Origin of the sequence: Chryseobacterium salipaludis (assembly GCF_022968825.1) — a bacterium.
In the GTDB taxonomy this organism is placed as follows: Bacteria; Bacteroidota; Bacteroidia; order Flavobacteriales; family Weeksellaceae; genus Kaistella; species Kaistella salipaludis.
This window is the reverse complement of the sequence record NZ_JALHKS010000002.1, coordinates 378,220-403,600: the sequence shown is the minus strand read 5'-3', so window position 1 is coordinate 403,600 and position 25,381 is coordinate 378,220. Positions and strand designations below refer to the sequence as shown.

The following is a 25,381-nucleotide window of genomic DNA, read 5'->3' as shown; positions in this document are numbered from 1 at the left end:
AACTCCCGGAATTAAAGTGGGAGTGCAGTGACATCACTTAGTGATGACCGTGAAGAAACGGGCCCTGCCCTTTCGGATTGCTGAAGATCACTTCCGCACCCTGCTCCGGCAATGTCTTTCTGCGTACTTCTTCCGGATCGAAAGGCTTGGTTTTACCCAGGTATTCCGCCAGACCAGCCGTCAGCCAAAGTGGGATAATATAACCGAAGAACATAAAGATGCACCAGAATCCAATCAGGAACATCACTAAGAAATATGCGGTCCACAGGAACTGGTAAAACGGAAAGAATGCAGATAACATCATCATTGCAAATAGATTTTAGGCAAAAATAGGATAAATTTTAATGTGTACAAAAGTTTAGCGGCGTGTTTTTATAATTTATGCCGGTTCTAAACTTAAGATGTAACGATGGACTCAAAGAAATCATTTCCTTTATCATCAGTAATAATAAAGGCGGGGAAATTTTTGATTTCAATTTTGCGCACGGCTTCCATGCCCAGCTCCGGGAAATCCACCACTTCTACCGACGTGATATTTTCCTTGGCGAGGATTGCAGCAGGACCGCCGATCGAGCCCAGATAGAAGCCACCATATTTGTGGCAGGCGTTCTTCACCTCGGCGCTGCGGTTTCCTTTGGCGAGCATAATCATGCTGCCGCCATGCGACTGGAATTCGTCCACGTATACATCCATACGGCCGGCCGTAGTCGGGCCGAAACTTCCGGAGGGCAAACCTTCCGGGGTTTTGGCGGGACCGGCATAATATACCGGATGCTTTTTGAAATAGTCCGGCATCGGCTGTCCGCTGTCCAGCAGTTCTTTTATTTTCGCATGCGCAATATCCCGTGCCACGATAAGCGTACCGTTCAGCATCAGCCGTGTTTTAATCGGATATTGCGACAGTTCCGCCAGCACTTCCGCCATTGGTCGGTTTAGGTCAATGGTCACCGGTTCCTCGAGATGAGGCGGCGTATGTGGCAGAAATCTTTTCGGGTTGCTCTCCAGTTGTTCCAGGAAGATGCCATCTCTGGTGATTTTTCCTTTAATGTTACGGTCGGCCGAACAGGAAACACCCATCCCGACCGGACAACTCGCGGCGTGACGCGGCAGACGAATCACACGAACGTCGTGCGTTAAATATTTACCGCCGAACTGAGCACCGATGGCGCTTTCCTGGCAGATTTGCTGCACGCGCTGTTCCCACTCCAGATCACGGAAGGCTTGGCCGCCCATATTGCCTTCGGTGGGCAAATGGTCATAATAGCCGGCACTGGCTTTTTTCACCGCGGCAAGGTTGGCTTCGGCAGAGGTTCCGCCGATTACCAACGCCAAGTGGTATGGCGGACAGGCGGCAGTTCCCAGGTCCATAATACGCTCACGCACAAACGCTTCCAGCGACGCGTCATTCAGCAGAGACTTGGTCTTTTGGTACAGGAAGGTTTTATTGGCCGAACCTCCTCCTTTTGCCAGAAACAGGAAATGGTACTCACTGCCGCGGGTGGCATAAATATCAATCTGCGCCGGCAGGTTTGTTCCCGAGTTTTTCTCCTCGAACATGGTTAACGGTACAATCTGTGAGAAACGCAGGTTTCTTTTTTGATAGGTATTATAAATTCCTTTGGAAATCCATTCCGCATCCTCTGCGCCGGTGTACACATTTTCTCCTTTTTTCGCCACGCAGATCGCCGTGCCGGTATCCTGGCAGGAAGGCAGCGCACCCTCGATGGCGACTGCTGCATTCTGCAACAAGTTGTAGGCAACGAAACGGTCATTATCTGTGGCTTCAGGATCGTTCAGAATATTCTGAAGTTTCTGCAGGTGCGAAGAGCGCAGCATAAAGGAAACATCGGCCAGGGCATTTTCTGCAAGCAGTTCCAGGCCGCGCGGATCCACGGTAAGAATCTCGCGGTCGCCAACTTTTTCAACGGTTACATAATCGGAAGTCAGCTGCTTGTACTGGGTGTCATCCTGCAAAACCGGAAACGGTTCCTGATAAAAAAAGTCCATAAAGTAAAGGGTTGTTTTTCTGGCGGCAAAAATAGGCAATTTAATGCACGAAAGAAACTACCGGTCCCTGCAGACAAAAACAGTTTGAGCGGAATTCCGTAATTTTATAGTTTAAAAGGCGCAGGGCCGGGAAGAGAGTCGGGGAACGTCCTGATAGCCGCGATTGCAGCGGCATCCTCGCGGCAGCGCTGGTGCGCTGCCGCGAGATACAGCGGAAAGCGCGACGGCTCGCGAAAAGGAATCCCACCGCCCCGCTCCAAAAATAATTACAACAAATCCAATCTATGAATTACAGAACCGAACATGACACGATGGGCGAGGTACAGGTACCTGCCGACAAATTCTGGGGTGCACAAACGGAACGCTCCCGCAACAATTTCCGCATCGGGCCGGAAGCTTCCATGCCGCATGAAATCATCGAAGCGTTTGCCTACCTGAAAAAGGCAGCTGCCTATGCCAACGCAGAGCTTGGCGTTTTGCCTGCGGAAAAACGCGATATGATTGCAGCCGTCTGCGATGAAATTCTGGAGGGAAAACTGAACAACCAGTTTCCGCTGGTGATCTGGCAAACCGGCTCGGGCACACAGTCCAACATGAATGTAAATGAGGTTATTTCCAATAAAGCACATGTGAACCAAGGCGGCAAACTCGGTGAAAAATCGGAAGTACACCCGAATGATGATGTGAACAAATCACAGAGCTCCAACGATACCTATCCGACAGCGATGCACATTGCTGCTTACAAAAAAGTGGTGGAACACACACTGCCGGCGGTAGAAAGGCTGCGCGATACGCTTCATAAAAAAGCAGAAGAGTTTAAGGACATCGTGAAAATCGGGCGCACCCACCTGATGGATGCCACCCCGCTCACGCTTGGCCAGGAATTCTCCGGCTATGTGGCGCAACTGGACTACGGCCTGAAAGCGCTGACCAATACACTGGATCACCTGCAGGAAATCGCTTTGGGCGGAACCGCAGTAGGAACCGGTCTGAACACACCGAAAGGATATGATGTGCTGGTCGCCCAGTATATTTCTGAGTTCACCGGATTGCCCTTTGTTACCGCCCCGAATAAGTTTGAAGCGCTGGCCGCACATGACGCGATTGTGGAAAGCCATGGTGCGCTGAAGCAGCTGGCCGTATCCCTATACAAAATCGCACAGGATATCCGTTTGCTGGCCTCCGGTCCGCGCAGCGGCATTGGTGAGATCCATATTCCGGAAAACGAACCCGGCTCCTCCATCATGCCCGGAAAGGTGAACCCTACCCAGAATGAAGCACTAACGATGGTGTGCGCGCAGGTACTCGGAAATGATACTACGATTTCTTTTGCCGGTACGCAGGGAAATTATGAACTGAATGTTTTCAAGCCCGTGATGGCGTTCAATTTCCTGCAGTCGGCACAGTTGCTGGGCGATGCGTGTATCTCCTTTGATGAACATTGCGCTGTGGGTATTAAACCGAATAAAGCGCGAATCAAAGAACTGGTTGATAAATCGCTGATGCTGGTGACTGCTTTGAATACGCACATCGGTTATGAAAACGCCGCTAAAATTGCGAAGACTGCGCACGCCAATGGCACTACGCTGAAAGAAGAAGCGGTGAACCTCGGTTTGCTGACGCCGGAGCAGTTTGATGAATGGGTGAAGCCGGAAGATATGGTGTAAACTATTGACATATAAATGAAAAAGCTCCGGAACAATTAGTTTCGGAGCTTTGTTTTATAAGCCAATTCCAATTCCCACCACCAATGCTTTATCATCGGGGAAATAGCCTTTTTCAAAATAGTTGCTGAAATCGCGCCGCACAAAAAGACTGATATCTTTATACGAAAATGTGACCTGCGCACCGTAAATAAAAGGATTTACGTAATAATTTTCTCTCGAGCGAAAGCTTGGTCCGCTGCCGCGCACAATATTATTAGTAGACATCCGCACGCCACCGTACAGATTGGCACCCACACGAAAACTGTCGTCATACCGGCGGTACTGGATATCCATGCCGGCACTTCTCAGTTTAGAAAAGTTGTACTGGAAGCCGAACGGTACCATAAGGTATCCTGTACGCAGCTTATTTTTTCGCTGGTTTCCGGTATAGTCGGCAATGGCAACGCCGGACTGTTCGGTTTTTGTAAAGTATTTATCATTATCCAGGCGCACGGTCCGCCAGGAAAAACCAAGGCCCGAAATTACACTCCAGGGGCTGGTGCGGCTCAGCTGGTAATTAAACTTAAATCCAAATTCGAGATTACTGTTGTAGCCGATGTTGGAATCAAGCGTATTATCAGGCTGTTCGTTGGTGAGCACCATGACACCATACGATGCGTAACCCGTCAGATTGCGCGTAGGCCGGAATTTTTTCAGGAGCTGGGCTTTGAGTTCTTCATTCGAGGCGGCATCTGTATTGAGCAGGGAATAGCGCACCTGTTTCTGAATCACATCGTCCAGATCAAAACCGAGTGCTTCGATACGCTGATCAATTTTTTCTGAATAACGATCCGCGATGGCTGCTTTCTCGCGGTCTGCAGTTTCCGCCGGCAGTTTTTTTTCGGCAAGCAGCTGCAGTTCCAGATCCATTTTTCTTTTTTCTTCCTGGATAATGGTATTGATCTTTGCGGCATATTCCTCTACCTTTTCGCGCACAATCGGACTTACCTGGGTATCATCTTTCTGATTCAGGTTAATGTTTAATTTCCTTTGAGCGTGCAGGGAGGCAGCAAACAGGCAGACCCATCCTGCTATGATTATTTTCTTAATCATATTTATACTAGTTTTATGGTTACAGATTATTTGGTGTTCAGGTCGATGGTGGCGACATTGCTGCCGTCCTTGGTTTTCTCAATAACATCTTTATGCTCAACAGAGAAAAGCAGCGTGGACGCATCCACATACTTTTTTCGTTTGGGCTTATGTTGCGCAGAATCTGCGGTGGCGATGAGCACTTTCGGTGCTTTCACAGCTTCCGGCAGGACCGGTGCGAGGTGATCTTTTAAATCAGGCTTCCGCGTTTTTTCAGCGAGAGCCTGCGGCGGTGTTTGCGTTGGCTCCGTGACGGGAAGAAGAGGTTTGTTCTCGTGTACACCCGGCTCTTTAGATGATAATTGCTCAGTTGCTATTACTTGCTGTGAGGCTTGCAGCTTTGTATCGGGTGCCGAAATGGTTTTGGTGACCACACGGATTTCAGGTTCTCTTTCCCGATTCAGAAAAAGCACGCCGAGGCCAAACAAAAGCAAACAAGCTGCCGCCAGCCACCATTTCCCGAAACCGGAATCAGTCCGTTGGTTGGCGGTCTGCACTTCGATTTCTGCCCAGAGGTCTCGCTGAGGAGTCAGGCTTCGTTGCTCCAGGCTGTCTTTGATTCGCTGTTCCAGCTGGTTATCGTGCATATTCATGATTCACTTTCTTTTGCTGTTCAAAATAAATTTTTCTCAGTTTATCCTTGGCACGGAACAGCTGGGTTTTGCTGGCCGACACAGAAATCTGAAGCATCTCCGAAATCTCCTGATGAGAATAATCCTCGAGCACAAAAAGATTGAAGACCAGCCGGTACGCATCCGGCAGCTGATCCAGCAGTTCCTGCGCGTTAAAGGTCGCCGGAATCACTTCTTCCTCTTCCTGTTCCAGGAAAGACGGATGGATTTCGTCGAGATAAAAAACGGTTTTATGGCTTCTAATGAAGTTCAGGCATTCATTGACCACAATCCGGCGACCCCAGGCCGAAATGCTGCCTTCGCCGCGGAAAGAGTCAATGCTTTTGAAAATCTTGCAGAATGCTTTAATCACGCAGTCTTCTGCCTGATACACATCAGGAATATAACTGCGGCTCACTGAAAGAAATTTCCCTACATGCTGCTCATAAAATAACTTCTGCGCCAGCGGATCCTGTTTGCGCAGGCGGCTGAGCAGGTCATTATTTTTATTTCCGAACAGTAGTTTCATCCGTTTTTTTTCTTTTCTGTATTTAAGACAAGTGGTTTTGCAAAAGGTTACAGACTGAAGTGTTTTATTTTTAAAAAAAGTGCAGAACTCTGCAATTCTTTTTTTTAATAGAATACAAGTTCTGCAACAGAAAGCGCTGATAGGGCCGGATTTTGCTTCCGGCCTTTTTTAAATGGTTTCTTCTGCGTACGCTTCCACAGCCGTAGCAAAGAACTCTTCAAGCTCGCGCAGTGTTTCCGGGCTGGTGCGGATGTCCTTTACCATGGTTCCTTTATTCAGCAGCACAATACGATCGCTGACCTCGGTGGTATGGGCGAGATCATGGCTGGAGATCAAAAAGGTAATGCCGGAATCTTCGGACCAGCGGCGGATAATCTTTTTTAATTTAATCTGGGTAGAGGGGTCGAGGTTGGCAAAAGGTTCATCCAGAATAATAATTTCCGGCGAGCCGATCAGCGCTCCGACAATTCCGACTTTTTTCTGGTTACCTTTAGACAAGTCGCGAATGTATTTACCGGCATTTAAAATTTCACCGTTGAAGAAATCTGCAAACTGTTTCAGGAAGTCAGCAACCGCCTGCCTATGCTGGCCGCGCAGTTCTCCCAGAAAATTAAAGTATTCCTCGGGCGTGAGATACCCAATCAGAAAGGATTCATCGATAAAAGCAGATACTTTCTTTTTCCAGTCTTCGCTTTGGTTTACGCGGATTCCATCAATTTTTACGGATCCGGAAGAAGCTTCAATCAAGTCCAGCAACAAACTGAATAAGGTGGTTTTGCCGGCACCGTTATTCCCAACCAGGCCAAAGCTTTCGCCGCGGGGGATTTCCAGCTGATCGATGTGCAGAACTTTCTTGCTGCCGTATACTTTTGAGAGGTTTTCTATACTTATCATAATGCGTTCTTTTAACAGTTAGATTTTTTTAAAAGCTTCCAGCGTGCCGTATTTACGGGTTTGATAAAGTGTTGCAATATAACGGAAAATCCGATCGCGGAGCAGAAATCCTAAAATTCCAAGGACACCGACCACTGCAACGGCCGCATAAATGCCTGCCAGATATTTTACGATTCCATAGACAGCCATGGGAACCAATAACTGCGGAATCATAATCAGCAACGCTTTCATATTCATGTTATTACTGCCACCGAAAGACTTGGCGCGGGCATTCAAATCGATAGACTGACGGTTGTAGGCGCCGGCCAGCAAGGTGAGGTAAGAATTTACACCCAGGTTGTACAGCCCCGCCGCAAAGATGGCCACATATAATTCCCAGCTGATAAAAACATAAAAAACCGCCAGGATCATGGAGGCGAAAACCACAATTACCACAAGGCTCCATTTGGCCTTCAGGTATTCATTGTATGGTACATTCTGGGTCATCATGAGCGGGTAATAGGAGCTGTCCCAGGCGGGCACGCGCTGCCCAAACATGAACAGGAATCCGCCGGTCACGAATAAGCCCATGAACATCCGCATGGCATCGGTATTATATATTTCACTGGTGTACATCAGCAACCCGTAGAGCAGAAACATGGCCGCTGCGGACAATGTGGACTTTGCAGCTTTACTTCGGCGAAGCAGCCGGATATCATTATTAATAAAAGTACCCAAGACGCCAAAACGGTTCAGGAACGCAATATTTTCGGTACGTCCTACTTCTTTTTCCATCTCCAGCCCGCGATCGAGGTAGAAGTTTTCCAGAATATTACGATAGGCCAGATACGCTACTACGCCGGCTAAAACAACCGGAATCAGGAATGCACCGGGCACGGAATATAACGCATAAAATATTTTACCTGACCAGGTTGAAAGTGGGATATACCCGTAATAATCTGCCGCACCCAACGCAATGACAACAGCTGCTACGGCGTACAGTACCTTATCCTTTTTATTTAAAAGAATATTCAGGAAGTTATTGAAATAGAACACAAACATAATTCCCACAGAAAACATCAGGACGCCCGGAATGGAATATCCTCCGTCCGCAATCAGTAGAACAGCGAAAGGAATCACAAACAGCAGATAACCCCAGTTAAAAAAATGAAAGAATATTTTCAGAATGGTGTAGTTCACCAGCGTGGTACGGCGAATATTCTGCGTGAGAAAAGGCTTGATATTCTGGGTGGGCATCGGCTGCATAAAGTAGCGGACCAGCAAATCCAGCACTGCATAATACAGAAAGAAACTGCTGAAAACCAGCAACGGATCCTGCTGCATTTTATCTTTAATAAAGTAAAATGAACCCGCGGCCAGACCAACGAAGGTTAGTCCGAGCCAGATGAATCCAAATGCCATCAGTATTTTCAGTACCAGCTTACCGGCGAACTGCGGATTCCGGAAGAAACTTTTTAATTCAAACGATAATAATTTCAGATACATGGTGAAGCATTTTAAAGATGAGTATCGCTGATTTGTCAATTGTTACAAACAGGGCCAAATCGATTGTAACTAGCACAATTACTCATTAAATATATCATAAATAAAGTTAATTCTCATTGCATTTCACTCAATTACACATTCGTTCACAATCACTTTTGAAGCATTTCGATAACCTTAAAACAAAACTTACATCAGTTTACAATAAACTGTACATCAGCTTTTTATGATTTTAACATTTGCAACATTCATGAATTTTGCAAGCCTTTTTCTTTATTTATACTGTCGCTCCGTTACCTTGCACCCTTCTTAAGACAAAAATTTTTAATTATGAATAAGCTTTACACTTTAGCTGCTCTGGTGGGCAATGGTTTTTGGCCAGGCACAAGTACTCGACCTCGGTGGACCGGTACAGGTTTCAGATATTTCTAACGACGGTTTGGCCGTGGGCGACATTGGTGGTGCAGGATACTTCTTGTGGAGTGAGGAAGCCAGTGGTTCTATTATCGGAATGGCCGGCGAAAACGGAGTATCCGGTCCGGCTAATATTTCGGCTGACGGGAAACTGATTTCCATGGCACTTCCTAATCCCGAAAACTAGGATATCGAGGAAGCGGTGCTGTATAATGTTGACACCGAAAGCCTTAAATTCCTGGGCAATTTAGGTATGGTTTCCAGCAATGATACTTCATCAGCCTGGCGAATGTCCTCTAACGGGAAAAATATCGTAGGCTTCTCCTGGACCGGCAGTTCACGTGGCGAAGCAGTTCTGTGGAAAAAGGGTACGGCCGTCCAGGCGCTCGGTAACACTTCCACTTCAAGAAGTTCCCGTGCAGATGCAGTGAACGAAGACGCAACCGTTATCGCCGGATATCAGGACACGGATAAGGGCGAACGCCTGGGCGTTACCTGGAAGAACGGTGAACTGCAGTTTCTGAAAGATAATGACGACAACACCCTTGGAGGCGCGGTAGCCATCAGTGCAGACGGAAAAACGGTTGCCGGCCCCAACGATGCGACCGGAAAAGAATACGTGTGGAATGAAACAGACGGAACTACGCTAATTTCTGCAGATGATCCTATGCAGTTATTCTGATGACTGCTCTGGCGGATGACGGCAAAATTGCGGTCGGCCTTTCTTACGATCCGATGCGAGACATTTTGGAAGGACGCGGCTTCGTCTGGACTAAGGAAAAAGGGAAAAGGTTTCTGGATGAATACGTGACTGAATTAGGCTTTGACACCAAAGGCATTACGCTTTCTGTTGCTTCAGCGATTTCTCCCAACGGAAAATATGTGGGCGGGATTGGACTGGCGATGAACGATTTTGGCGTAACCGGATTCTTAATTCAGTTTCCGGATCATGTGTTAGGTTCGCAGGAAGTGGCACCGAAAGGCACACTGACCGTGTACCCGAACCCGGTAAAGTAAACGATTCATTTCCGAAGCACGGAGGCAGTACTTTCTGCTGAGATTTACAATATGGCCGGACAATTGGTCACTTCTGTTGCGAAAGTTGCAGACAACAAAATCAACGCACAATCCCTGGCAAAAGAAATGTATATCGTGAAAGTACAAACCGCCGCAGGAACACAAACCGTGAAATTCCTCAAGGATTAATTTCTTCGATAATAACTAATGATCAACAGCCGGAATTTTCCGGCTGTTTTGTTTGTGTATTGTTATTTCATAAGTTCCCGCGCCTGCGAAATAGCGGCTTCCGTAATCTGTGCACCGGAGAGCAACTGTGCAATTTCCTGCAGCTTTTCTTCTGCATTCAGCGGAATAATGGTGGACTGGGTTTTGCCGGAAACGTCGCGTTTGATGACTTTGTAATTATTGTTTCCTTTCGCTGCCACCTGTGCCAGGTGAGAGATGACGATCAGCTGCATATCTTCCGCCATTTCTTTCATCACGTTGCCGATTTCCTCAGCTACTTTCCCGGAAACGCCGGTATCGATTTCATCCAGAATCAGCGTAGGAAGTTCTGCGTTTTCAGCCATTAGTTTTTTAATGGCGAGCATCACACGGGAACGCTCGCCGCCGGAAATCGCTGTCTGGATCGGGCGCAGCGGAAAACCGGAATTCGCCTGGAACAGTAAGGCCACCTGTTCTTTCCCCAGCATATTGAACTGTGGTGCATCTGTCAGGCTAACTTCAATACGCGCTTTCTCCAGCCCAAGCTGATGCAGCAGTTTTTCGGTTTTAGCAATAAAGGGCTTGGCTGCTTTTTTACGGTTGGCAGAAAGCGTGGCTGCCAGTTTGGTTAATTTTTGTTGCTGTGTTGCAATTTCCGCTTTCAGGTTTTCAATGGTGGATTCCAGATTGGCAAAGCCGGTTTGCTCCCCTAAAATACGGTCGCGGATTTCTTTTAACTCTGCAACGGTGTTTACTTTATGTTTTACAAAAAGAGTATTAATTTTATTCAGTTTGGAGTTGAGTTCAAACAAAATCTCCGGATCGGTTTCCATCTTCTCGGCCTCGTTCTGAAGTTCAAAAACAAGGTCTTTAAACTCCACAAAGTTTTCCTCAAAACGCTGGCTTAATTCGCTGAATTCATGCGAAAGACCGGCAATTTTTCCCAGCCTTGCTTTTACTCCCAGCAATGAATCCAGAATACCAATTTCTTCCTGATCCATTTTGGAAAAAATCAGCGACAGGTTTTCTACAATGGCTTCCGCATTTTCCTGTTTGTTCACCTGGCCCTGTACTTCCTCAAGATCGAATTCATCCAGGTTCACTTCCTGCAGTTCTTCCAGCAGAAACTGTTTATAGTCATTTTCCTTATTTCCTTCTTCCAGCTGCACCTGTGCCTGCTCCAGTTCTCTTTGCAACTGGCGGAATTTCTGATAATCCTGCTGGTACTGCGGTAGCAGCGTTTTATTATCGGAAAGGCCGTCCAGCATGCGGAATTGATATTCCTCATCGAAAAGATTAGACGTTTCAAACTGGGAATGAATATCAATCAGGCGTTCGGAAAGGGTGCGCAAGGTATCCAGCGTTACCGGTACATCATTCACAAAGGCGCGCGATTTACCCGATGGCAGCAATTCCCGCCGTATTACAGTATGCAGTTCGAAATCCAGATCGTTTTCTTCAAAAAAAGATTCGAAATCGGGACTGAGTTCAAACTCCGCTTCCACAATGCTTTTCTTCTCACTGTGCTGTATGGCTTTCGTATCCGCACGGCCGCCCAAAATGAGCCGCAGTGCACCGAGGATAATGGATTTACCCGCACCGGTTTCCCCCGTGATTACCTGCAGACCGCGGTCCAGCGTAATTTCCAGAGAGTCGATAAGAGCGAAATTTTGAATAAAAATCCGTGAAAGCATAGATGTTTTTAGCCGTTAATTAAGTAAATCGGAATGCGTGTGCAAATTTACAACATTTAGCAAAGACTTGCAGATGCAGACTGAGGCACAGCTACAACAATGCCATTATCTAAAACCAAATAAAAGGAAATTTTTTATTTCCACTTATTCCATTTGGTCTCGATATCCTTTGGGGAGAAAATGGTAAAGAGCGCGCGCAGGTCTGCCATATTCACCCCGGCCGTCGGTCCCGAATTGAAAATATCAAAGATTTCCTGCTTCTTGGTATCAATGAAAATATTCACCGGGTAATTCATCTGAAAATTATTTTCATACGCCCGCAGTTGCAAGAGAGATTCAGCGATAATGCGTTTGGCACCTGCCTGATCGGTACGCGACAGATTATCCAGCCCGGCACGATGGTACGTATAGAACACACTGCGCAGGGTGTTCTGTTCCGTTTTCAGGATATTATCAATCAAAGCAGCACGCGTACGCGGGCCTTCAACTAAAGACCAGCCGGCATAATTTTGATTTTGGGCGTTATTGGAAATCTTTAAAGCTTTTTCAAACCAGGGCTGTCCACCACGAACCTGAAAGCTGTCCGCATCATAACCTAAAATGGTATAGACATAAAAGCTGATGACATCAATCAGATTCTTACCTGAAAACTGGCGCTCGTTGAAAACCAGATTTTCGTTTTCGGTATATTCAAAGTTAAAGCTGGTATCATTCAGGTTCAGCAAAGGGCTTTCATAGCTTGTATTATACACCGGGCGCACGGCCTGCACCACAATGCTTCCTTTGAAATTACTGTTACCCGCACGTTCATTAATAACAATCGCGAAGTTGCATTTGATTTTTTCAAAATTCTGCAGTTTCTTTCCGGTCCAGCTGGTATTATTGATGAAATCCCGCAGGTTTTTTTCCAGCGTTTTATAGACCTGCATATTGGAACCGCCGAGTTGCTGGGCATTCACCTGCACATTGGCCAGAAGCTCCTGAGAAAAACCGGCCTGGAAAAAGCATAAAAGCAATAAAGTAAATAATCTGTTCATAAGCAGTAATAAAATACAGAAACGCAGTTTTGCTGAAATTATTTGGTGAGAAATTCTTCGGCTTTGCTTAAAATATCTTGAGCCACTTCTGTTTTATTTTTAAGGTCAAAAGTAACCGTGTCATCCTTTGTTAAAATACGGATTTTGTTGGTATTCGTTCCAAACCCGGCGCCTGCATCGCGCAGGGAGTTGAGGACAATCATGTCCAGATTTTTGCGCTGCAGTTTGCCACGCGCATTTTCCTCTTCATTTTCTGTTTCCAGCGCGAAACCGATCAGCAGTTGCTTCTGTTTTCGGCTTCCCATTTCCTGGAGAATGTCCGGATTTTTCACCAGCCTGATCACCAGTTCGTCATCTTTCTTTTTTATTTTTTCGGGGGCAGCTTCGGCGGGCGCGTAATCTGCAACGGCGGCACTGGCAATTGCAATATCTGCCTTTTCATAATGACGAAAAACTTCGTCGTACATTTCCCGCGCATTGGTTACCCTGTGGACCTGCACTTTTGGATGAGTGATCACCTCTGAGGAAGGACCGGAAATTAAAATAACCTCTGCGCCGCGGCTCGCGGCTTCTTCTGCCAGTGCAAAGCCCATTTTTCCCGAGGAATGATTCCCGATAAACCGCACCGGATCAATCGCTTCATAGGTCGGTCCGGCGGTGATGACTACTGTTTTACCGGCCAGGCTATCGGTTTGAGAAAAATATCCAGATAAAACGGCAAGAATATGCTCCGGTTCGGCCATTCGTCCTTGTCCGGAAAGGCCGCTGGCCAGCTCTCCTTCTTCTGCCGGAATAATATGATTTCCGATGTCTGCAGCCAGCTCCAGATTTTGTTTGGTGGAAGGATGCTGATACATATCCAGATCCATGGCAGGTGCAATAAATACCGGGCATTTGGCGGAAAGATAGGCAGCGATCACCAGATTGTCGCACAGCCCGTGCATCATTTTGCCGAGCGTATTTGCGGTGCAGGGCGCGATCAGCAGCACATCTGCCCACAGCGCCAGCTCCACATGATTATTCCAGGTTCCGTTAGCTCCATAAAAATCTGAATAAACGGGCCGTTTGGATAAGGTTGCCAGCGTTAAGGGAGCCACAAACTCTTTGGCATCCGGGGTCATGAGCACTTGTACTTCTGCACCGGCGCGAATCAGCATCCGGACCATATAATTGATTTTGTACGCGGCGATTCCGCCAGTTACGCCGATGAGGATGTGTTTACCCTGAAGACTCATGAAATGAAAGTTTTGCGCAACGAATGTACTTAAATTTTGCGGGACCTCCGATGTCCGGACGCTGACAGAAAATAAAAAAGCCGCAGAAACCCGTAGGCTGCTGCAGCTTCATAATAATTAAGAAATAAATAATTAGTTTCTTTCGTCGGTTTTGCGGTAATAGATTTCATCATCCAGCCACTCGCGGATCGCGATGGAAGTCGGCTTTGGCAACTTCTCATAATGTCTGGAAATTTCAATCTGTTCTTTATTTTCGAAAACCTCTTCAAGCGTAGAATTATGAACAGCAAACTCATCAAGTTTATTGTGCAGTTCCGCACGGATTTCAGCATTGATCTGCTCCGCACGTTTCCCCATCACTACGATGGCCTCGTAGATTGAGCTCACATTCTGTTCAATTTTGTCTCGGTCATACGTTATCGTATTCAGTTCTGCTTTAGAATCTTTCACGCTCATTGTCAGTGGATTATTAAATATGAAAGGTGCAAATGTACGGATTACTTTTGGATTTTAAAAGTTGCAGCGGGCGGCGGCGTCGCAGCCTCAGCACTGTCCCGGCGCATTTTGGTGTTTTTTCTGTCGTTGGCGCGCAGTTCTTTTTCGGCCATCTGGCGTGCTTCTTCCGCATTCATTTTATCCTGAAGTTCTTTCTGGCGCGCTTCTACTTTCTTTTCCAGCACGGCAAAATCCTGTTGTTCACGCACCAGTTTCTGCTGCAGTTCCGTCGCTAATTTCGCTACATCAGTTCCCGGTACTTCGCGTTCCAGCATTTTGGTGTACGCTACGGCTTCTTCCAGGCGGTCTTTTTTCAGAGAATATATGGAATTCACAGCGAGCTCATACTTGGAACGAAGAATATAATCATAAATCTTCAGGCGCAGTTTTGTCGCCGGAAAATCTTCCAATACATTTTCAAAGGCTGTGCTGGCAGCTTTATATTCCGCCATTTTAAAATACTGGCGTGCGTTCTCATAAGCCTTAAATTCCAGTTTGTACGTCAGTTCATCAATCAGTTCATTAATGTTCTTAGAACGTTCGGAATCCGGATATTTGTTTAGGAAGTTCTGCAGTTCATTAATCGCCAGTTCAGTACTGGATTGGTCCAGGTTATAATCCATGCTGCCTTCATAGTAACACAGCGCCGACATATAAGCTGCATCTTCTGCGCGCGGGTCCTGCGGGAAAGTTACCGAGAAGTTTTTGAACTGATGTCCTGCCAGTTTATATGCTCTTTCGAAATAGTTGGCATAGGCTGAGTTATAAACCACATCTGCTGCGTCATCGGTACCCGCCACCAGATTGGAAAGTCTTTCATACAGTGCCAGCGCATCCTTCCATTTTTTCTTCTGGAAATTTTCATTGGCCACCTTCAGAATAAATTCTTTATCAGCACTTTTCATTGCCTTCTCCTGCTGTTTGTTACATGCTGCAAGTGTGAGCACCGCAAACAGCACTATCCAGTTTCTTTTCATATAATCAGTATTGCCGCGGAGGGTAAAGATTTTCTGCGGTTTAGGGTGCAAAAATATAACTTTTTTGCCAATAGCTTTTTTTTTATGATTATTTAACGGTTTTGCTCAGGGTGCGCGGTATCCCAGTAAAGAAAAGACGGTAACGAGCAAATTGGCCAGGACTTTTTTCTCCGCTTCGTTCATATACGAGGTATCATCCGCTTTAACGTAGTGTTCATAAAAATTCCGGTTTCGGATGACGAACAGAACGGAACCCAGCAATAAGGTCAGGATGTCTTCCGGTGGCGGTGCATCCGCAAAAACCCTGGTTGCGACTCCCTTTTTGGTCACATCATCAATCTTCTCGGTGAAGGTATTATAAAAATCCAGCAGTTCCTGCTTCAGATGTTCCGTATGCCGGAGCTCCTGGGTGACGAAACCGTGGAAATAGCTGTAATGGAAAAGTTGGGTAACTACATATTTAATGAGTTCCTTCATCTGCATCTCCGGCGTGCCCCCACTGATTTGTTCTGCAAATTCAGCAAAACTCTCGCAGGTTTTCTGCACGCGGTAGCGGTACAGGTAGGACATCATTTTTTCCTTCGAGCCAAAGTAGTATGAAATCATGGCCACATTGATGTGCGCCTCGCTGCAAATGTCACGAACAGAGGTTCCCTCAAAGCCTTTTTTGGCGATGAGTTTTTCGGCTACATTCAGAATGTGGATTTGTTTTTCTGTAAATTTCTTGTTGACCAAGATGTTGCTTTTTACGTAAAGTTATTAATATTCCTGAAAAATCAACCAATATTATAAAAAAGTAACGTTGTTTTCCTACATTCGGGTATGGATTATTTCGATGTACACCATCACCATACGGACGGACGGACGGGAATTTATAATCTCAAACTCCATGAGAAGCCACCCGCTTCAGGCTTCTTTTCGGCAGGGCTGCACCCGCTGGAAACCGGCACTATCACAGCAAAAAGCTGGCAGTGGCTCAAAAAGATAGCCACCCATTCGCGCTGCGTGGCTCTTGGAGAATGCGGCCTGGACGGGCGAAACCCGGAAACAGCAGAATTACAATTGTTTCTCTTCAAACGCCAGATAGAACTTGCCAGTCAATTACAAAAACCCATGATTCTGCACGCGGTGAAATGTGATGCACAACTGCAACAGTTGGCCGCTAAGATAAAAGTGCCGGCGATTATCCACGGATTCAACCGCCGGAAAACGGTAGCAGACGCCTTACTTGACAAAGGATTTTATTTAAGTTTTGGAAAAAGCGTTTTGTATCATGTACATTTGCAGGAGGTCATCCGGACAATTCCGGCCGGACGTTTCTTTCTGGAAACAGATGCGTCGGAAACAGATATAAAAGCAATTTACCAGAAGGTTGCACAGTTGCGCGGTGTTTCGGTAACTGAACTGCAGGAACAGATCAGGCAGAATCTGACCATTTTTAATATCCATTAATCTTATGAATACAGACTGGCTCGAAAGAACAGAATTACTTATCCACGAAGAGGGAATCACAAAACTACAGCAAGCTCATTTGCTCGTGGTAGGATTGGGCGGGGTCGGTTCCTTTGCGGCGGAATTTCTGGCCAGAGCCGGTGTGGGCAAATTAACGATTGTTGACGGTGATACCGTTGATGTCACCAATATCAACCGGCAGCTTCCTGCCTTGCGTTCTACCGTAGGCCAGCCAAAAGTGGAACTGGTGGCGCAGCGCTTACTCGATATTAATCCTGAACTGGATTTAACGCCGCTGCAGCAATTTTTGCTTCCGGAAGACATGGAAAATTTACTGGAAAATAACACGTTTGATTACATTCTGGATTGCATTGACAGCGTTTCACCAAAACTGCATCTCATTCAGGCGGCAAAAAAACGAAAGATAAAAATCGTTAGCTGCATGGGTGCGGGCGGCAAAACTGATCCCGCCAAAGTAATGGTCCGCGATATTCACAAAACACATAACTGCCACCTGGCCCGGCAAATCCGAAAGCGCCTTAAAAAAGAAAATATTCACAAAGGCTTTCGCTGTGTTTTTTCTACCGAGATCCAGGATGAGTCCAGCCTGAAACTTACTGACGGCAGTAATTTTAAAAAATCCTTTTACGGCACCATCAGTTATATTCCCGCCTTGTTTGGCCTGTACGCCGCGGCAGAAGTCATAAACTATTTAATTAAGAAGCAATGACCGACCAGCGCTACCGGACCGGTGAAAAACTAAAACAGAAAAAAGAAATTGATATGCTCTTCAGCAAGGGCAAATGGAAAACCGTGGGTGCTTTGCGGGTAATTTCATTGCCTTTAGCAAAAGATAACGAGCAGAAGGCCTATTCCAAAGTAGGCGTTTCCGTTTCGAAACGGTATTTCAAAAAAGCCACGGACCGCAACCGTATTAAGCGACTCCTGCGTGAATGCTATCGTCTGAATAAAGAACGTTTCGCCGACAAATTCGGGCAGCCTGTTATCGCTATGCTGTTCTGGGCTTCCAAAGAGAAACCTGCCGGCCTGCAGGAAGTACAGGCACAATTTGAAATCCTGTGCCGTACCGCGAAACAAAACAGTTCCAAAGAAATATAAAAGCCTGCAAACAACAGGCTTTTGGTTTATTTATTAGGACGCAGTGTGCGCATTTCATTGGCGCGTTCTCTGAAATACTTTTTCTTCTCGGGAAATTTTTCTTCGAGAATCATAAAAGCCCAAATGGCTTTCGCATACAGCTTTTGTTCTACATAAAGATTGGCCAGCGTTTCGGTCATCAGGTGCGAAATATCATCGCTGCGCTCCCGCAGAATAAAATCCGCATCTTCTTTCAGTTTGGAAATCTTGGGTTCGTTTTCAATAAAACTATCAATCACGCGATTTTTAATTTCGGTAATGGAGATCGTTTCCTGCGCCGGATGTACATTTTCGTCACGATCAATTTTCAGCCAGTTTTGCCAGGTATTGACGAAATGAGGGACATTGCTGCGTGGCTCCGCTGTATCTTTGGCAACTTCTTCCGAGTGAATATTTGAATCTTCTACATTTGGTTCTGAATGCTGTGACTCCTGCGTTTGTATAGCTAAATTCATCGGTTTCCATTCACCCGCAGAGGATGCAGTTTCTTGCTGAACCGGTTCTTCGCTTTCAGATTTCTCCGGCTTTTCTGTGTGCACAGAGAAATCAGCACTTTCACTGAAGTTTACTTCATGAGACTCGATTTCCGGCTCTGCTGTTGCCTTCTTTTTCGAGCGTGCCGCGCGCATTTTGGCTTCCACTTCGGCCACCAGTCGTTTCATTTCCTCTTCGTGGCGATTGGGTTGCTGCACAGGGGCTTGCGGTACGGCATCTTTTGCCGGTGCTGTGCGCGCCACTTGTACGTCGGGCATAAACTCCTGCAAACCATGAAAGCTGAGTTCCGAATGATCTTCTACCACAGGTTCTTCCTGTTTAATTGTATCTTCCTGAATGACCGCCTCGCGGGTGAAATTTTCCGCATCTGCTGCTTCGTTCGAGCTGTTTGGCTCCACCGTGGAAACCGGCCGGCCACTTATCTGATCCGTAGTGGTTTCTTCAGAACCTTCGAAAGTTGATTCCTGAGCCCGTGCGTCTGCACCGTTTTCTTTCTCCACAGCCACGCTTGCTGCTGCGGCATTTTCCGTTGGCTGTTCTTCCGGCGGAAGTTCCGGTTTAGGATTTTGTTCGATATCCGGATTATCCTCCTCCGGGGTAGGTTGTTCCTCCGGCGGCAAGTCTGTTTCCGGTGTTTGCTTTGGTTCCTCTTCAGAAGGCTGCTGTTTTTCCTCTGCCGGCACGACTGGCTGGGGTTCGCGCGCTACGTCGGATTGTTCCTCTTCCGGCAACGGCTGTTCTTCTGTCGGCAGATCCGGTGTAGTTTCTCCGGGCGTGGAGGGCGCTGTCTTTTCAGTTTTTTGTTCTGTTAATTCAACTGAATCTGCAGTCGCACGTTCTTCGGCAGGAATGTCATTGGCCGCCAATTCCTGTAAAGGTTCTGAGGCTTGCTCCGGTTCTTCGAGCACAATTTTGCCGGCTTCCAAAGTAGCATCCAGATCAATGCGCGCTGTTTCCTTGGAATCAAAATCTTCTTCACCGGGGAACAGAATCCGGTTGCGCTCACCATTGGTGACCACCGCTTGCAAAGGCTGCTTCTGCTCGGGAGCTATTGCAGTATAAGCTGAGGCATCTTTTGTGAGTGCAGAAATATTTTCATCTTCAGCATCACTCTGTTCCGTCCCTTTGGCAGCGGCCGCTACTCCCGGTTCAGCGATATCGTTTTTTTTATTTTGGACTGTGCCTTCCGCGATAGTTTCCGGCGTAGTTTCATCTACTGCCCGCGTTTCAGGAGCTGACTGAATTTCAGATACGACTTTATTACTTTTAATATCAGTTTCCTGTGGTTTATTAATCAGCTGGTACAGGATTTTTTTATCGGTTGTGTACGCGGCTGTTTCTGCTAAAGTTGCCGCATACAAGTCCGGTTGCAGTTCGTGTGTTGCCAGCAAATGCAAAGCGCGGACGCTTTGTACATAGGGATATTTCTGTATTTCTTTCTGCAGCAAAGCCAGATCTGCCTGTTGTAGCAAAGCGGGATTTTTCAGCAGTTCAATAGTTCTTACATTCATATTACCAGTTTGCTACAATGTCGTTAAATATTTTATTGATGATGCGCTCGTTCACCAGTTTTACCTGCGAAGCTTCGATGGCGTTAATATCCAGATCGCTGCTGAAAACGGCTTCATCGGAATACGTACGGTCAAAATTCTTTTCCGGTTCCTGTTTGTTTTCGTAATGCACTTTCACGGCGATCGTCAGCTTATTCTGCGCTGCCTGTATGGTACCGCCCGGTGCATTAACGCTGCTGGAAATGGTGGTAGGCGTAATGGAATAATCTGTGATCTCGCCTTCAAGCAAAATATCCGGGTCGGTTTTGGTTCCTTTTAAGGAAGTACGCTGCAAAAAACGGTTTTGCAAGGCAATACTGAACTCCTGCGACAGCGTGGGGTTCATCAGTGGTGCATTATTCGGAAACTCACGGATGTTGATGGTTTTGGTTTCCGGGCTCAGGCTGGAACCTGAAAATGAGTAACAGCTACCTAACCATAACAAAAGAGCAACAACAAATGAAACTTTAAAACCTTTACTTAATTCTTTCATTATCAGTCTTCCAGGTTATATTGCTTGATTTTACGGTACAATGTCCGCTGTGAAATACCGAGTTCATCGGCTGCTTTATTCCGGCGGCCGTTGTGTTTTTCCAAAGCTTTCACGATCAGGTCGCGCTCATTAGTCTGCAGGGACAGGGAAGCAGCCTGTGTTTCTTCTGCTTCGATGTCTTCCACATTATCATACTCATCTGCTTCCTTTGAAATAATGGTCGGATTCTGATACGGATGCGCTGCCTGATTTTCAAAATACAGCAGGGAATTTGGATTCTGCACATGTCCGTCACCAGTGAAAACACGGTTGATAAGATTTTTCTCCTGATGGCTTAAATCACTGTTGCCGCGATTCTTGATCAGTTCCGAGGTCAGTGACTTTAAATCATTAATGTCATTACGCATGTCGAACAGAATCTTATACATAATCTCGCGCTCACTGTGAAACTCATTGGAGGAGATGCCGCCCTCTTTCTGGATTACAGCCGGCAACTGCGATTGGGCCGGAATATACTCGGCGAGTTTTGCGCCGCTGATGACACGGTCTTTCTCAACGACCGTCATTTGCTCCACCAGATTCCGAAGCTGGCGGACGTTGCCCGGGAATGCATAATTCTCCAGGTATTGTACTGCATCTTCGGACAGGGAGAGTTCCGGCATCCGGTATTTCTCGGCAAAATCCACGGCAAACTTGCGGAACAGCAAATGAATATCGCCCTTACGCTCGCGCAAGGCCGGCATGTCAATCTGCACGGTATTTAAACGATAATATAAATCCTCGCGGAAGCGGCCATCGCGAATGGCTTTGAGCATATTTACATTGGTGGCAGCCACAATGCGCACATCGGTTTTCTGAATCTGCGAGGAACCTACTTTCATAAATTCACCGCTCTCCAGCACACGCAGCAAACGAACCTGCGTCTGCAGCGGCAGTTCTCCCACTTCATCCAGGAAGATGGTTCCGCCATCTGCCACCTCAAAATATCCTTTCCGGGTGGAAGTCGCACCGGTGAAGGCTCCTTTTTCATGCCCGAATAATTCAGAATCAATGGTTCCCTCCGGAATGGCCCCGCAGTTCACCACAATATAAGGCTGGTGCTTGCGGCGGGATTCTGCATGAATAATTTTAGGAATAAACTCCTTTCCCGCACCACTTTCCCCGATCACAAGTACCGAAATACCAGTAGGTGCCACCTGCACTGCTTTCTGCAAGGCACGGTTCAGGGCGGGATAATTCCCGATAATCCCAAATCGTGTTTTTATGGATTGAAGGTCTGTCATCATAGTGTTTCTGTTATCAGTTCCGGCTGTACCGTTTTTCCTAACAAGGTTCCCTGGGTGTTTCCAAAAACATCGACCAGCACCAGGTCTCCTAATTGCTGGCCCGGCAGCTTATCAAATACACAAACTGCGTTCTGGGAAGTTCTTCCCTTCCACTGGTTTTCATCTTTTTTAGAAGTTCCCTCGATCAGGACTTCATGCATTTTCCCGACGTAGGATTTCATGCGCTCGCGCGAAAGTTCTCCCTGCAGGGCAATAACCTCTGCCAGACGGCGCTGTTTCACGTCGGCAGGCACATTGTCCTCCATTTTTTTATGGGCCGGCGTACCCGGTCTTTCGGAATAGGCAAACATGTAGCCATAATCGTATTCCACCTCGCGCATCAGGCTGAGCGTCAACTGGTGGTCTTCCTCCGTTTCATCGCAGAAGCCAACAATCATATCCTGGGAAAAAGCGATATCCGGCACAATTTGTTTTGCTTCACGAATCAGCGTGAGGTATTCCTCACGGGTGTGCTGGCGGTTCATTTTTTCCAGCATCCGGTCACTACCGCTTTGTACCGGCAGGTGCACATATTTGCAAATATTGTTATGTTTTGCCATCACGCGGAAAACATCGGCCGTCATATCATGCGGGTTGCTGGTTGAGAAACGGATGCGCATTTCGGGCACAGCCGTCGCTACCATATCCATCAGCTTTGCAAAGTTAATGGCCGTTGCCCGCTGCATTTCGCTGGCTTTGTGAAAATCTTTTTTGGCACCGCCACCAAACCATAAATAGGAATCGACATTCTGGCCCAGCAATGTTACTTCCTTGTATCCGTTTTCCCACAGTTCCCGGCACTCCGCTATGATCGAATGCGGATCGCGGCTGCGTTCGCGTCCGCGCGTAAAAGGTACAACGCAGAACGTACACATATTGTCGCAACCCCGCGTGATGGTCACAAAAGCCGTCACACCGTTTCCGCCTAACCGAACGGGGCTGATATCAGCGTAGGTTTCTTCTTTGGATAAAATAACATTGATGGCATCGCGGCCGCCTTCCGTTTCTTTCAACAGATTAGGCAAATCACGATAGGCATCCGGGCCCACCACCAAATCTACCAGATGTTCTTCTTCTAGAAACTTGGTTTTCAGGCGTTCGGCCATGCAACCCAATACACCCACAGTCAGATGCGGTTTTTCTCTTTTTAAGTTTTTAAACTGAGACAAACGCATACGAACAGTTTGCTCAGCCTTTTCGCGAATAGAGCAGGTATTCAGCAGGATAAGATCGGCTTCTTCCTGGTTTAGCGTGGTGTTATATCCTTCTTCATTCAGGATAGAAGCTACAATTTCGGAATCCGAAAAATTCATCTGGCAGCCATAACTTTCCAGAAAAAGTTTTTTGGAATTTTGTGCTTTGGCCGGAATTGCGAAGGCTTCGCCCTGTTTTGTTTCGTCTATATATTTTTCTTGCACGGGAATTTTTATTTAAAGAGGAAGACTGGCTTCCTATAGGAATCTGCTGCAAAGATACACTTTTTGATGACAGAATGGCAGTTTTGCACGCGGTCTACCGTTAAGGATTTTATAAAATTTAATTAAAATAAAAGAGTTCTTCTTGCTCACAAACAGATGAGCCACAATACATTAAATATAAAAAAAAGAAGAAGCTCCGCAATCATTGCGAAGCTTTCAGCAGTCTTATTAGAATGTTTACACCTCGATGCTTTCTGTTTCAAAATTCAGTGTAATACGGATTTTAGAATCTATGGGTGTATTGTTGCACTTCGAGGGCGACCACTGGCCTTTAATTTTCCGCAGGGAATAACGAAGCTCACGGCGTAGTTGCTCGCTGTTTTCTACTTTGGGAACAATCTCAATATCGGTTACCTGACCCGTACGGCTCACAGACAACCGGGCGAAGAAAACACCATTTACCACATACAGCTCCCTGTCAACATACGCAGAAATGTTCTTCATCAGTTCATCTGCAAAGGCAGCATCTCCCAGCTCGAACTGTGCACGTGTGAACACTGAACCCTCACCGCAGGATGGCACCTGATAATAATCAAACGGTTTGGGAATATCCACCACAAAGAAATTTCGGGTATTTTCCGCAGTCATCAGTCCTTCCTGCATGTTTTCCAGGTCCTGCGCCGCACCCAATCCGGAAACCAGCAGCAATAGGAAAAATAATCTTTTCATTATAAGTAATATAGGCGCAAAATTACGAAATACGGCTGTATCATTTTCATGACTTATAACACTTCAATCTGGTTACGCAACAGGTCCTCCAGCTGCTCACGCTTCCGAATGAGATGCGGCGTACCGTCTGTTAATAAGACTTCCGCCGGCCGCAACCGTGAATTAAAATTGGAACTCATTTCAAATCCGTAAGCACCCGCATTCCGGAAAGCCAGGATATCGCCTTCGCGCACTTCATTCAGCCGGCGGTCCCATGCAAACGTATCGGTTTCGCAGATGTTGCCTACTACGGTATAAATCCGTTCAGCGCCCGAAGGATTACTCAGGTTTTCAATGATGTGGTACGAATCATAGAACATGGGACGAATCAAATGATTGAATCCTGAATTAATACCGACAAACACGGTCGCTGTGGTTTGCTTGATGACATTGGCTTTGACCAAAAAAGTTCCGCTTTCGCTTACAAGGTATTTGCCCGGCTCAAACCAAAGCTGCAGGTCGCGCCCGGATTCTTTCCGGAAAGTTTTTACTGCTTTTTCTACTTTGCGGCCCAGGGTTTCCACATCCGTTTCCAGGTCGCCAGGTTGATACGGAACCTTAAAACCACTTCCCATATCGATGTATTTTAAATCAGGGAAATGTTCGGCCAACTCAAACATGATATCCAGCCCCTGCAGAAACACATCCGCATCCTTAATCTCACTACCGGTGTGCATGTGTAAACCTTCGACGCGTAGATCGGTGGATTTCATCACACGCTCGATATGACGCAGCTGGTGGATGGAAATTCCAAACTTGGAATCGATATGGCCCGTCGATATTTTATGGTTCCCGCCGGCATAAATATGCGGGTTGATCCGAATGAAGATGGGATACGAATTTCCGTAGCGCGTGCCGAACTGCTCCAGCAGCGAAATATTATCGATGTTAATATGAACACCCAGCTGCATGGCTTCTTCAATCTCGCGCAAATCCACGCAATTGGGTGTAAACAGAATATTTTCCGGTTCAAAACCGGCTCGCAGGCCGAGCTGCACTTCATACACGGAAACGCAGTCCAACCCCGCGCCCAGGCTGCGGATGTATTTTAAAATATTAATATTCGTGAGTGCCTTCGCGGCATAGAAAAAGCGGGTACCGGAACTGAAAGCACCCGTCAGTTTTTCATAACGAAAACGGATACTTTCGGTGTCATAAACATAAGTGGGCGTGCCGTACTGTGCGGCAATGCTGAGTAAATCGCTGTTTGTCATTAATTTTAATTTTTAAACAAAAAAAGAGCAGACTCACCAAGAGCCTGCCCGTCAAATATCAATATGAAGATTCAGCCCTTAGTTCGCACCAGGTTTCTTGGAAGAAAATTT

27 protein-coding genes are annotated in these 25,381 nt (G+C 46.6%); 8 read left to right on the top strand and 19 right to left on the bottom strand.

Features of this window, described 5'->3' with window-relative positions; all coding sequences use genetic code 11:
- Positions 1–37: 37 nt before the first annotated feature.
- Both MVI27_RS04610 and MVI27_RS04605 read right to left on the bottom strand, forming a co-directional pair.
- The gene (locus MVI27_RS04610) at positions 38–304 is read right to left on the bottom strand and encodes a hypothetical protein (protein ID WP_246959804.1); all 267 of its coding nucleotides are present in this window, start codon (positions 302–304) and stop codon (positions 38–40) included.
- 92 nt (positions 305–396) lie between these two features.
- On the bottom strand, positions 397–2,007 hold the full coding sequence (locus MVI27_RS04605) for a fumarate hydratase (RefSeq protein WP_246959512.1): 1,611 nt from the start codon (positions 2,005–2,007) through the stop codon (positions 397–399).
- A gap of 284 nt (positions 2,008–2,291) precedes the next feature.
- Between MVI27_RS04605 and fumC the strand changes: the two genes are divergently transcribed.
- Positions 2,292–3,674 (top strand): class II fumarate hydratase, encoded by a 1,383-nt coding sequence (fumC, locus tag MVI27_RS04600; RefSeq protein WP_246959511.1) that lies wholly within the window; start codon positions 2,292–2,294, stop codon positions 3,672–3,674.
- Between the two features lie 54 nt (positions 3,675–3,728).
- Here the strand turns inward: fumC and MVI27_RS04595 are convergent, their stop codons facing one another.
- The 5 genes from MVI27_RS04595 to MVI27_RS04575 all read right to left on the bottom strand — a co-directional run bounded on the left by MVI27_RS04595 (position 3,729) and on the right by MVI27_RS04575 (position 8,324).
- Positions 3,729–4,766, bottom strand: a complete 1,038-nt coding sequence (locus tag MVI27_RS04595; protein WP_246959510.1) for a porin family protein — start codon at positions 4,764–4,766, stop codon at positions 3,729–3,731.
- Positions 4,767–4,792: 26 nt separating this feature from the next.
- Entirely contained in the window at positions 4,793–5,398 is a 606-nt protein-coding gene (locus MVI27_RS04590) for a hypothetical protein (protein WP_246959509.1), read from the bottom strand.
- Complete coding sequence (locus tag MVI27_RS04585) at positions 5,382–5,945, bottom strand: RNA polymerase sigma factor (RefSeq protein WP_246959508.1); 564 nt, start codon at positions 5,943–5,945, stop codon at positions 5,382–5,384. The genes MVI27_RS04590 and MVI27_RS04585 overlap by 17 nt, the downstream gene beginning before the upstream one ends.
- Positions 5,946–6,113: 168 nt before the next feature.
- Positions 6,114–6,839 (bottom strand): ABC transporter ATP-binding protein, encoded by a 726-nt coding sequence (locus tag MVI27_RS04580; protein WP_246959507.1) that lies wholly within the window; start codon positions 6,837–6,839, stop codon positions 6,114–6,116.
- 18 nt (positions 6,840–6,857) lie between these two features.
- Positions 6,858–8,324 carry a DUF5687 family protein gene (locus MVI27_RS04575; RefSeq protein WP_246959506.1) on the bottom strand — a complete coding sequence of 489 codons (1,467 nt, stop codon included), beginning with the start codon at positions 8,322–8,324 and terminating at the stop codon, positions 6,858–6,860.
- A gap of 364 nt (positions 8,325–8,688) precedes the next feature.
- Here MVI27_RS04575 and MVI27_RS04570 point away from each other — a divergent pair, with 364 nt between their 5' ends.
- From MVI27_RS04570 to MVI27_RS04555, 4 genes are all read left to right on the top strand, one after another.
- Positions 8,689–8,922 (top strand): hypothetical protein, encoded by a 234-nt coding sequence (locus MVI27_RS04570; protein WP_246959505.1) that lies wholly within the window; start codon positions 8,689–8,691, stop codon positions 8,920–8,922.
- Between the two features lie 66 nt (positions 8,923–8,988).
- Positions 8,989–9,417 carry a hypothetical protein gene (locus MVI27_RS04565; RefSeq protein WP_246959504.1) on the top strand — a complete coding sequence of 143 codons (429 nt, stop codon included), beginning with the start codon at positions 8,989–8,991 and terminating at the stop codon, positions 9,415–9,417.
- Complete coding sequence (locus tag MVI27_RS04560; protein ID WP_246959503.1) at positions 9,417–9,752, top strand: hypothetical protein; 336 nt, start codon at positions 9,417–9,419, stop codon at positions 9,750–9,752. The genes MVI27_RS04565 and MVI27_RS04560 overlap by 1 nt, the downstream gene beginning before the upstream one ends.
- 3 nt (positions 9,753–9,755) lie before the next feature.
- Positions 9,756–9,941: a T9SS type A sorting domain-containing protein gene (locus MVI27_RS04555; RefSeq protein WP_266213188.1), complete on the top strand. Its 186-nt coding sequence runs from the start codon at positions 9,756–9,758 to the stop codon at positions 9,939–9,941.
- Positions 9,942–10,003: 62 nt separating this feature from the next.
- Here the strand turns inward: MVI27_RS04555 and MVI27_RS04550 are convergent, their stop codons facing one another.
- The 6 genes from MVI27_RS04550 to MVI27_RS04525 all read right to left on the bottom strand — a co-directional run bounded on the left by MVI27_RS04550 (position 10,004) and on the right by MVI27_RS04525 (position 16,132).
- Positions 10,004–11,653, bottom strand: a complete 1,650-nt coding sequence (locus MVI27_RS04550; RefSeq protein ID WP_246959501.1) for a DNA repair protein RecN — start codon at positions 11,651–11,653, stop codon at positions 10,004–10,006.
- A gap of 134 nt (positions 11,654–11,787) precedes the next feature.
- On the bottom strand, positions 11,788–12,690 hold the full coding sequence (gene porD / locus MVI27_RS04545; RefSeq protein ID WP_246959500.1) for a type IX secretion system protein PorD: 903 nt from the start codon (positions 12,688–12,690) through the stop codon (positions 11,788–11,790).
- Positions 12,691–12,728: 38 nt separating this feature from the next.
- A complete protein-coding gene (coaBC, locus tag MVI27_RS04540) occupies positions 12,729–13,925 on the bottom strand; it encodes a bifunctional phosphopantothenoylcysteine decarboxylase/phosphopantothenate--cysteine ligase CoaBC (protein ID WP_246959499.1) in 1,197 nt (398 codons plus the stop codon).
- Between the two features lie 132 nt (positions 13,926–14,057).
- The gene (locus MVI27_RS04535) at positions 14,058–14,381 is read right to left on the bottom strand and encodes a DNA-directed RNA polymerase subunit omega (protein WP_246959498.1); all 324 of its coding nucleotides are present in this window, start codon (positions 14,379–14,381) and stop codon (positions 14,058–14,060) included.
- Between the two features lie 41 nt (positions 14,382–14,422).
- The gene (locus MVI27_RS04530) at positions 14,423–15,397 is read right to left on the bottom strand and encodes an outer membrane protein assembly factor BamD (RefSeq protein ID WP_246959497.1); all 975 of its coding nucleotides are present in this window, start codon (positions 15,395–15,397) and stop codon (positions 14,423–14,425) included.
- A 105-nt stretch (positions 15,398–15,502) separates the two neighbouring features.
- A complete protein-coding gene (locus tag MVI27_RS04525) occupies positions 15,503–16,132 on the bottom strand; it encodes a TetR/AcrR family transcriptional regulator (RefSeq protein ID WP_246959496.1) in 630 nt (209 codons plus the stop codon).
- An 87-nt stretch (positions 16,133–16,219) separates the two neighbouring features.
- On the opposite strand from MVI27_RS04525, the gene MVI27_RS04520 reads away from it, so the two are divergent.
- From MVI27_RS04520 to rnpA, 3 genes are read left to right on the top strand one after another with little or no spacing between them, the layout of a single operon-like run.
- Complete coding sequence (locus tag MVI27_RS04520; protein ID WP_246959495.1) at positions 16,220–16,849, top strand: TatD family hydrolase; 630 nt, start codon at positions 16,220–16,222, stop codon at positions 16,847–16,849.
- 4 nt (positions 16,850–16,853) lie between these two features.
- Positions 16,854–17,579, top strand: a complete 726-nt coding sequence (locus MVI27_RS04515; RefSeq protein WP_246959494.1) for a tRNA threonylcarbamoyladenosine dehydratase — start codon at positions 16,854–16,856, stop codon at positions 17,577–17,579.
- Complete coding sequence (gene rnpA, locus MVI27_RS04510; protein WP_246959493.1) at positions 17,576–17,968, top strand: ribonuclease P protein component; 393 nt, start codon at positions 17,576–17,578, stop codon at positions 17,966–17,968. Before MVI27_RS04515 ends, rnpA begins: the two co-directional genes overlap by 4 nt.
- A gap of 26 nt (positions 17,969–17,994) precedes the next feature.
- On the opposite strand, the gene MVI27_RS04505 is transcribed toward rnpA, so the two are convergent.
- From MVI27_RS04505 to lysA, 6 genes are all read right to left on the bottom strand, one after another.
- Complete coding sequence (locus MVI27_RS04505; protein ID WP_246959492.1) at positions 17,995–20,013, bottom strand: hypothetical protein; 2,019 nt, start codon at positions 20,011–20,013, stop codon at positions 17,995–17,997.
- A 1-nt stretch (position 20,014) separates the two neighbouring features.
- A complete protein-coding gene (gene lptE / locus MVI27_RS04500) occupies positions 20,015–20,545 on the bottom strand; it encodes an LPS assembly lipoprotein LptE (protein WP_246959491.1) in 531 nt (176 codons plus the stop codon).
- A 2-nt stretch (positions 20,546–20,547) separates the two neighbouring features.
- Positions 20,548–21,828, bottom strand: coding sequence for a sigma-54 interaction domain-containing protein (locus MVI27_RS04495; RefSeq protein WP_246959803.1), 1,281 nt, complete (start codon positions 21,826–21,828; stop codon positions 20,548–20,550).
- Positions 21,828–23,288 (bottom strand): tRNA (N6-isopentenyl adenosine(37)-C2)-methylthiotransferase MiaB, encoded by a 1,461-nt coding sequence (gene miaB / locus MVI27_RS04490; RefSeq protein WP_246959490.1) that lies wholly within the window; start codon positions 23,286–23,288, stop codon positions 21,828–21,830. The genes MVI27_RS04495 and miaB overlap by 1 nt, the downstream gene beginning before the upstream one ends.
- 237 nt (positions 23,289–23,525) lie before the next feature.
- On the bottom strand, positions 23,526–24,017 hold the full coding sequence (locus MVI27_RS04485) for an energy transducer TonB (RefSeq protein ID WP_246959489.1): 492 nt from the start codon (positions 24,015–24,017) through the stop codon (positions 23,526–23,528).
- Positions 24,018–24,070: 53 nt separating this feature from the next.
- Complete coding sequence (lysA, locus tag MVI27_RS04480; RefSeq protein WP_246959488.1) at positions 24,071–25,270, bottom strand: diaminopimelate decarboxylase; 1,200 nt, start codon at positions 25,268–25,270, stop codon at positions 24,071–24,073.
- Between the last annotated feature and the right edge of the window lie 111 nt (positions 25,271–25,381).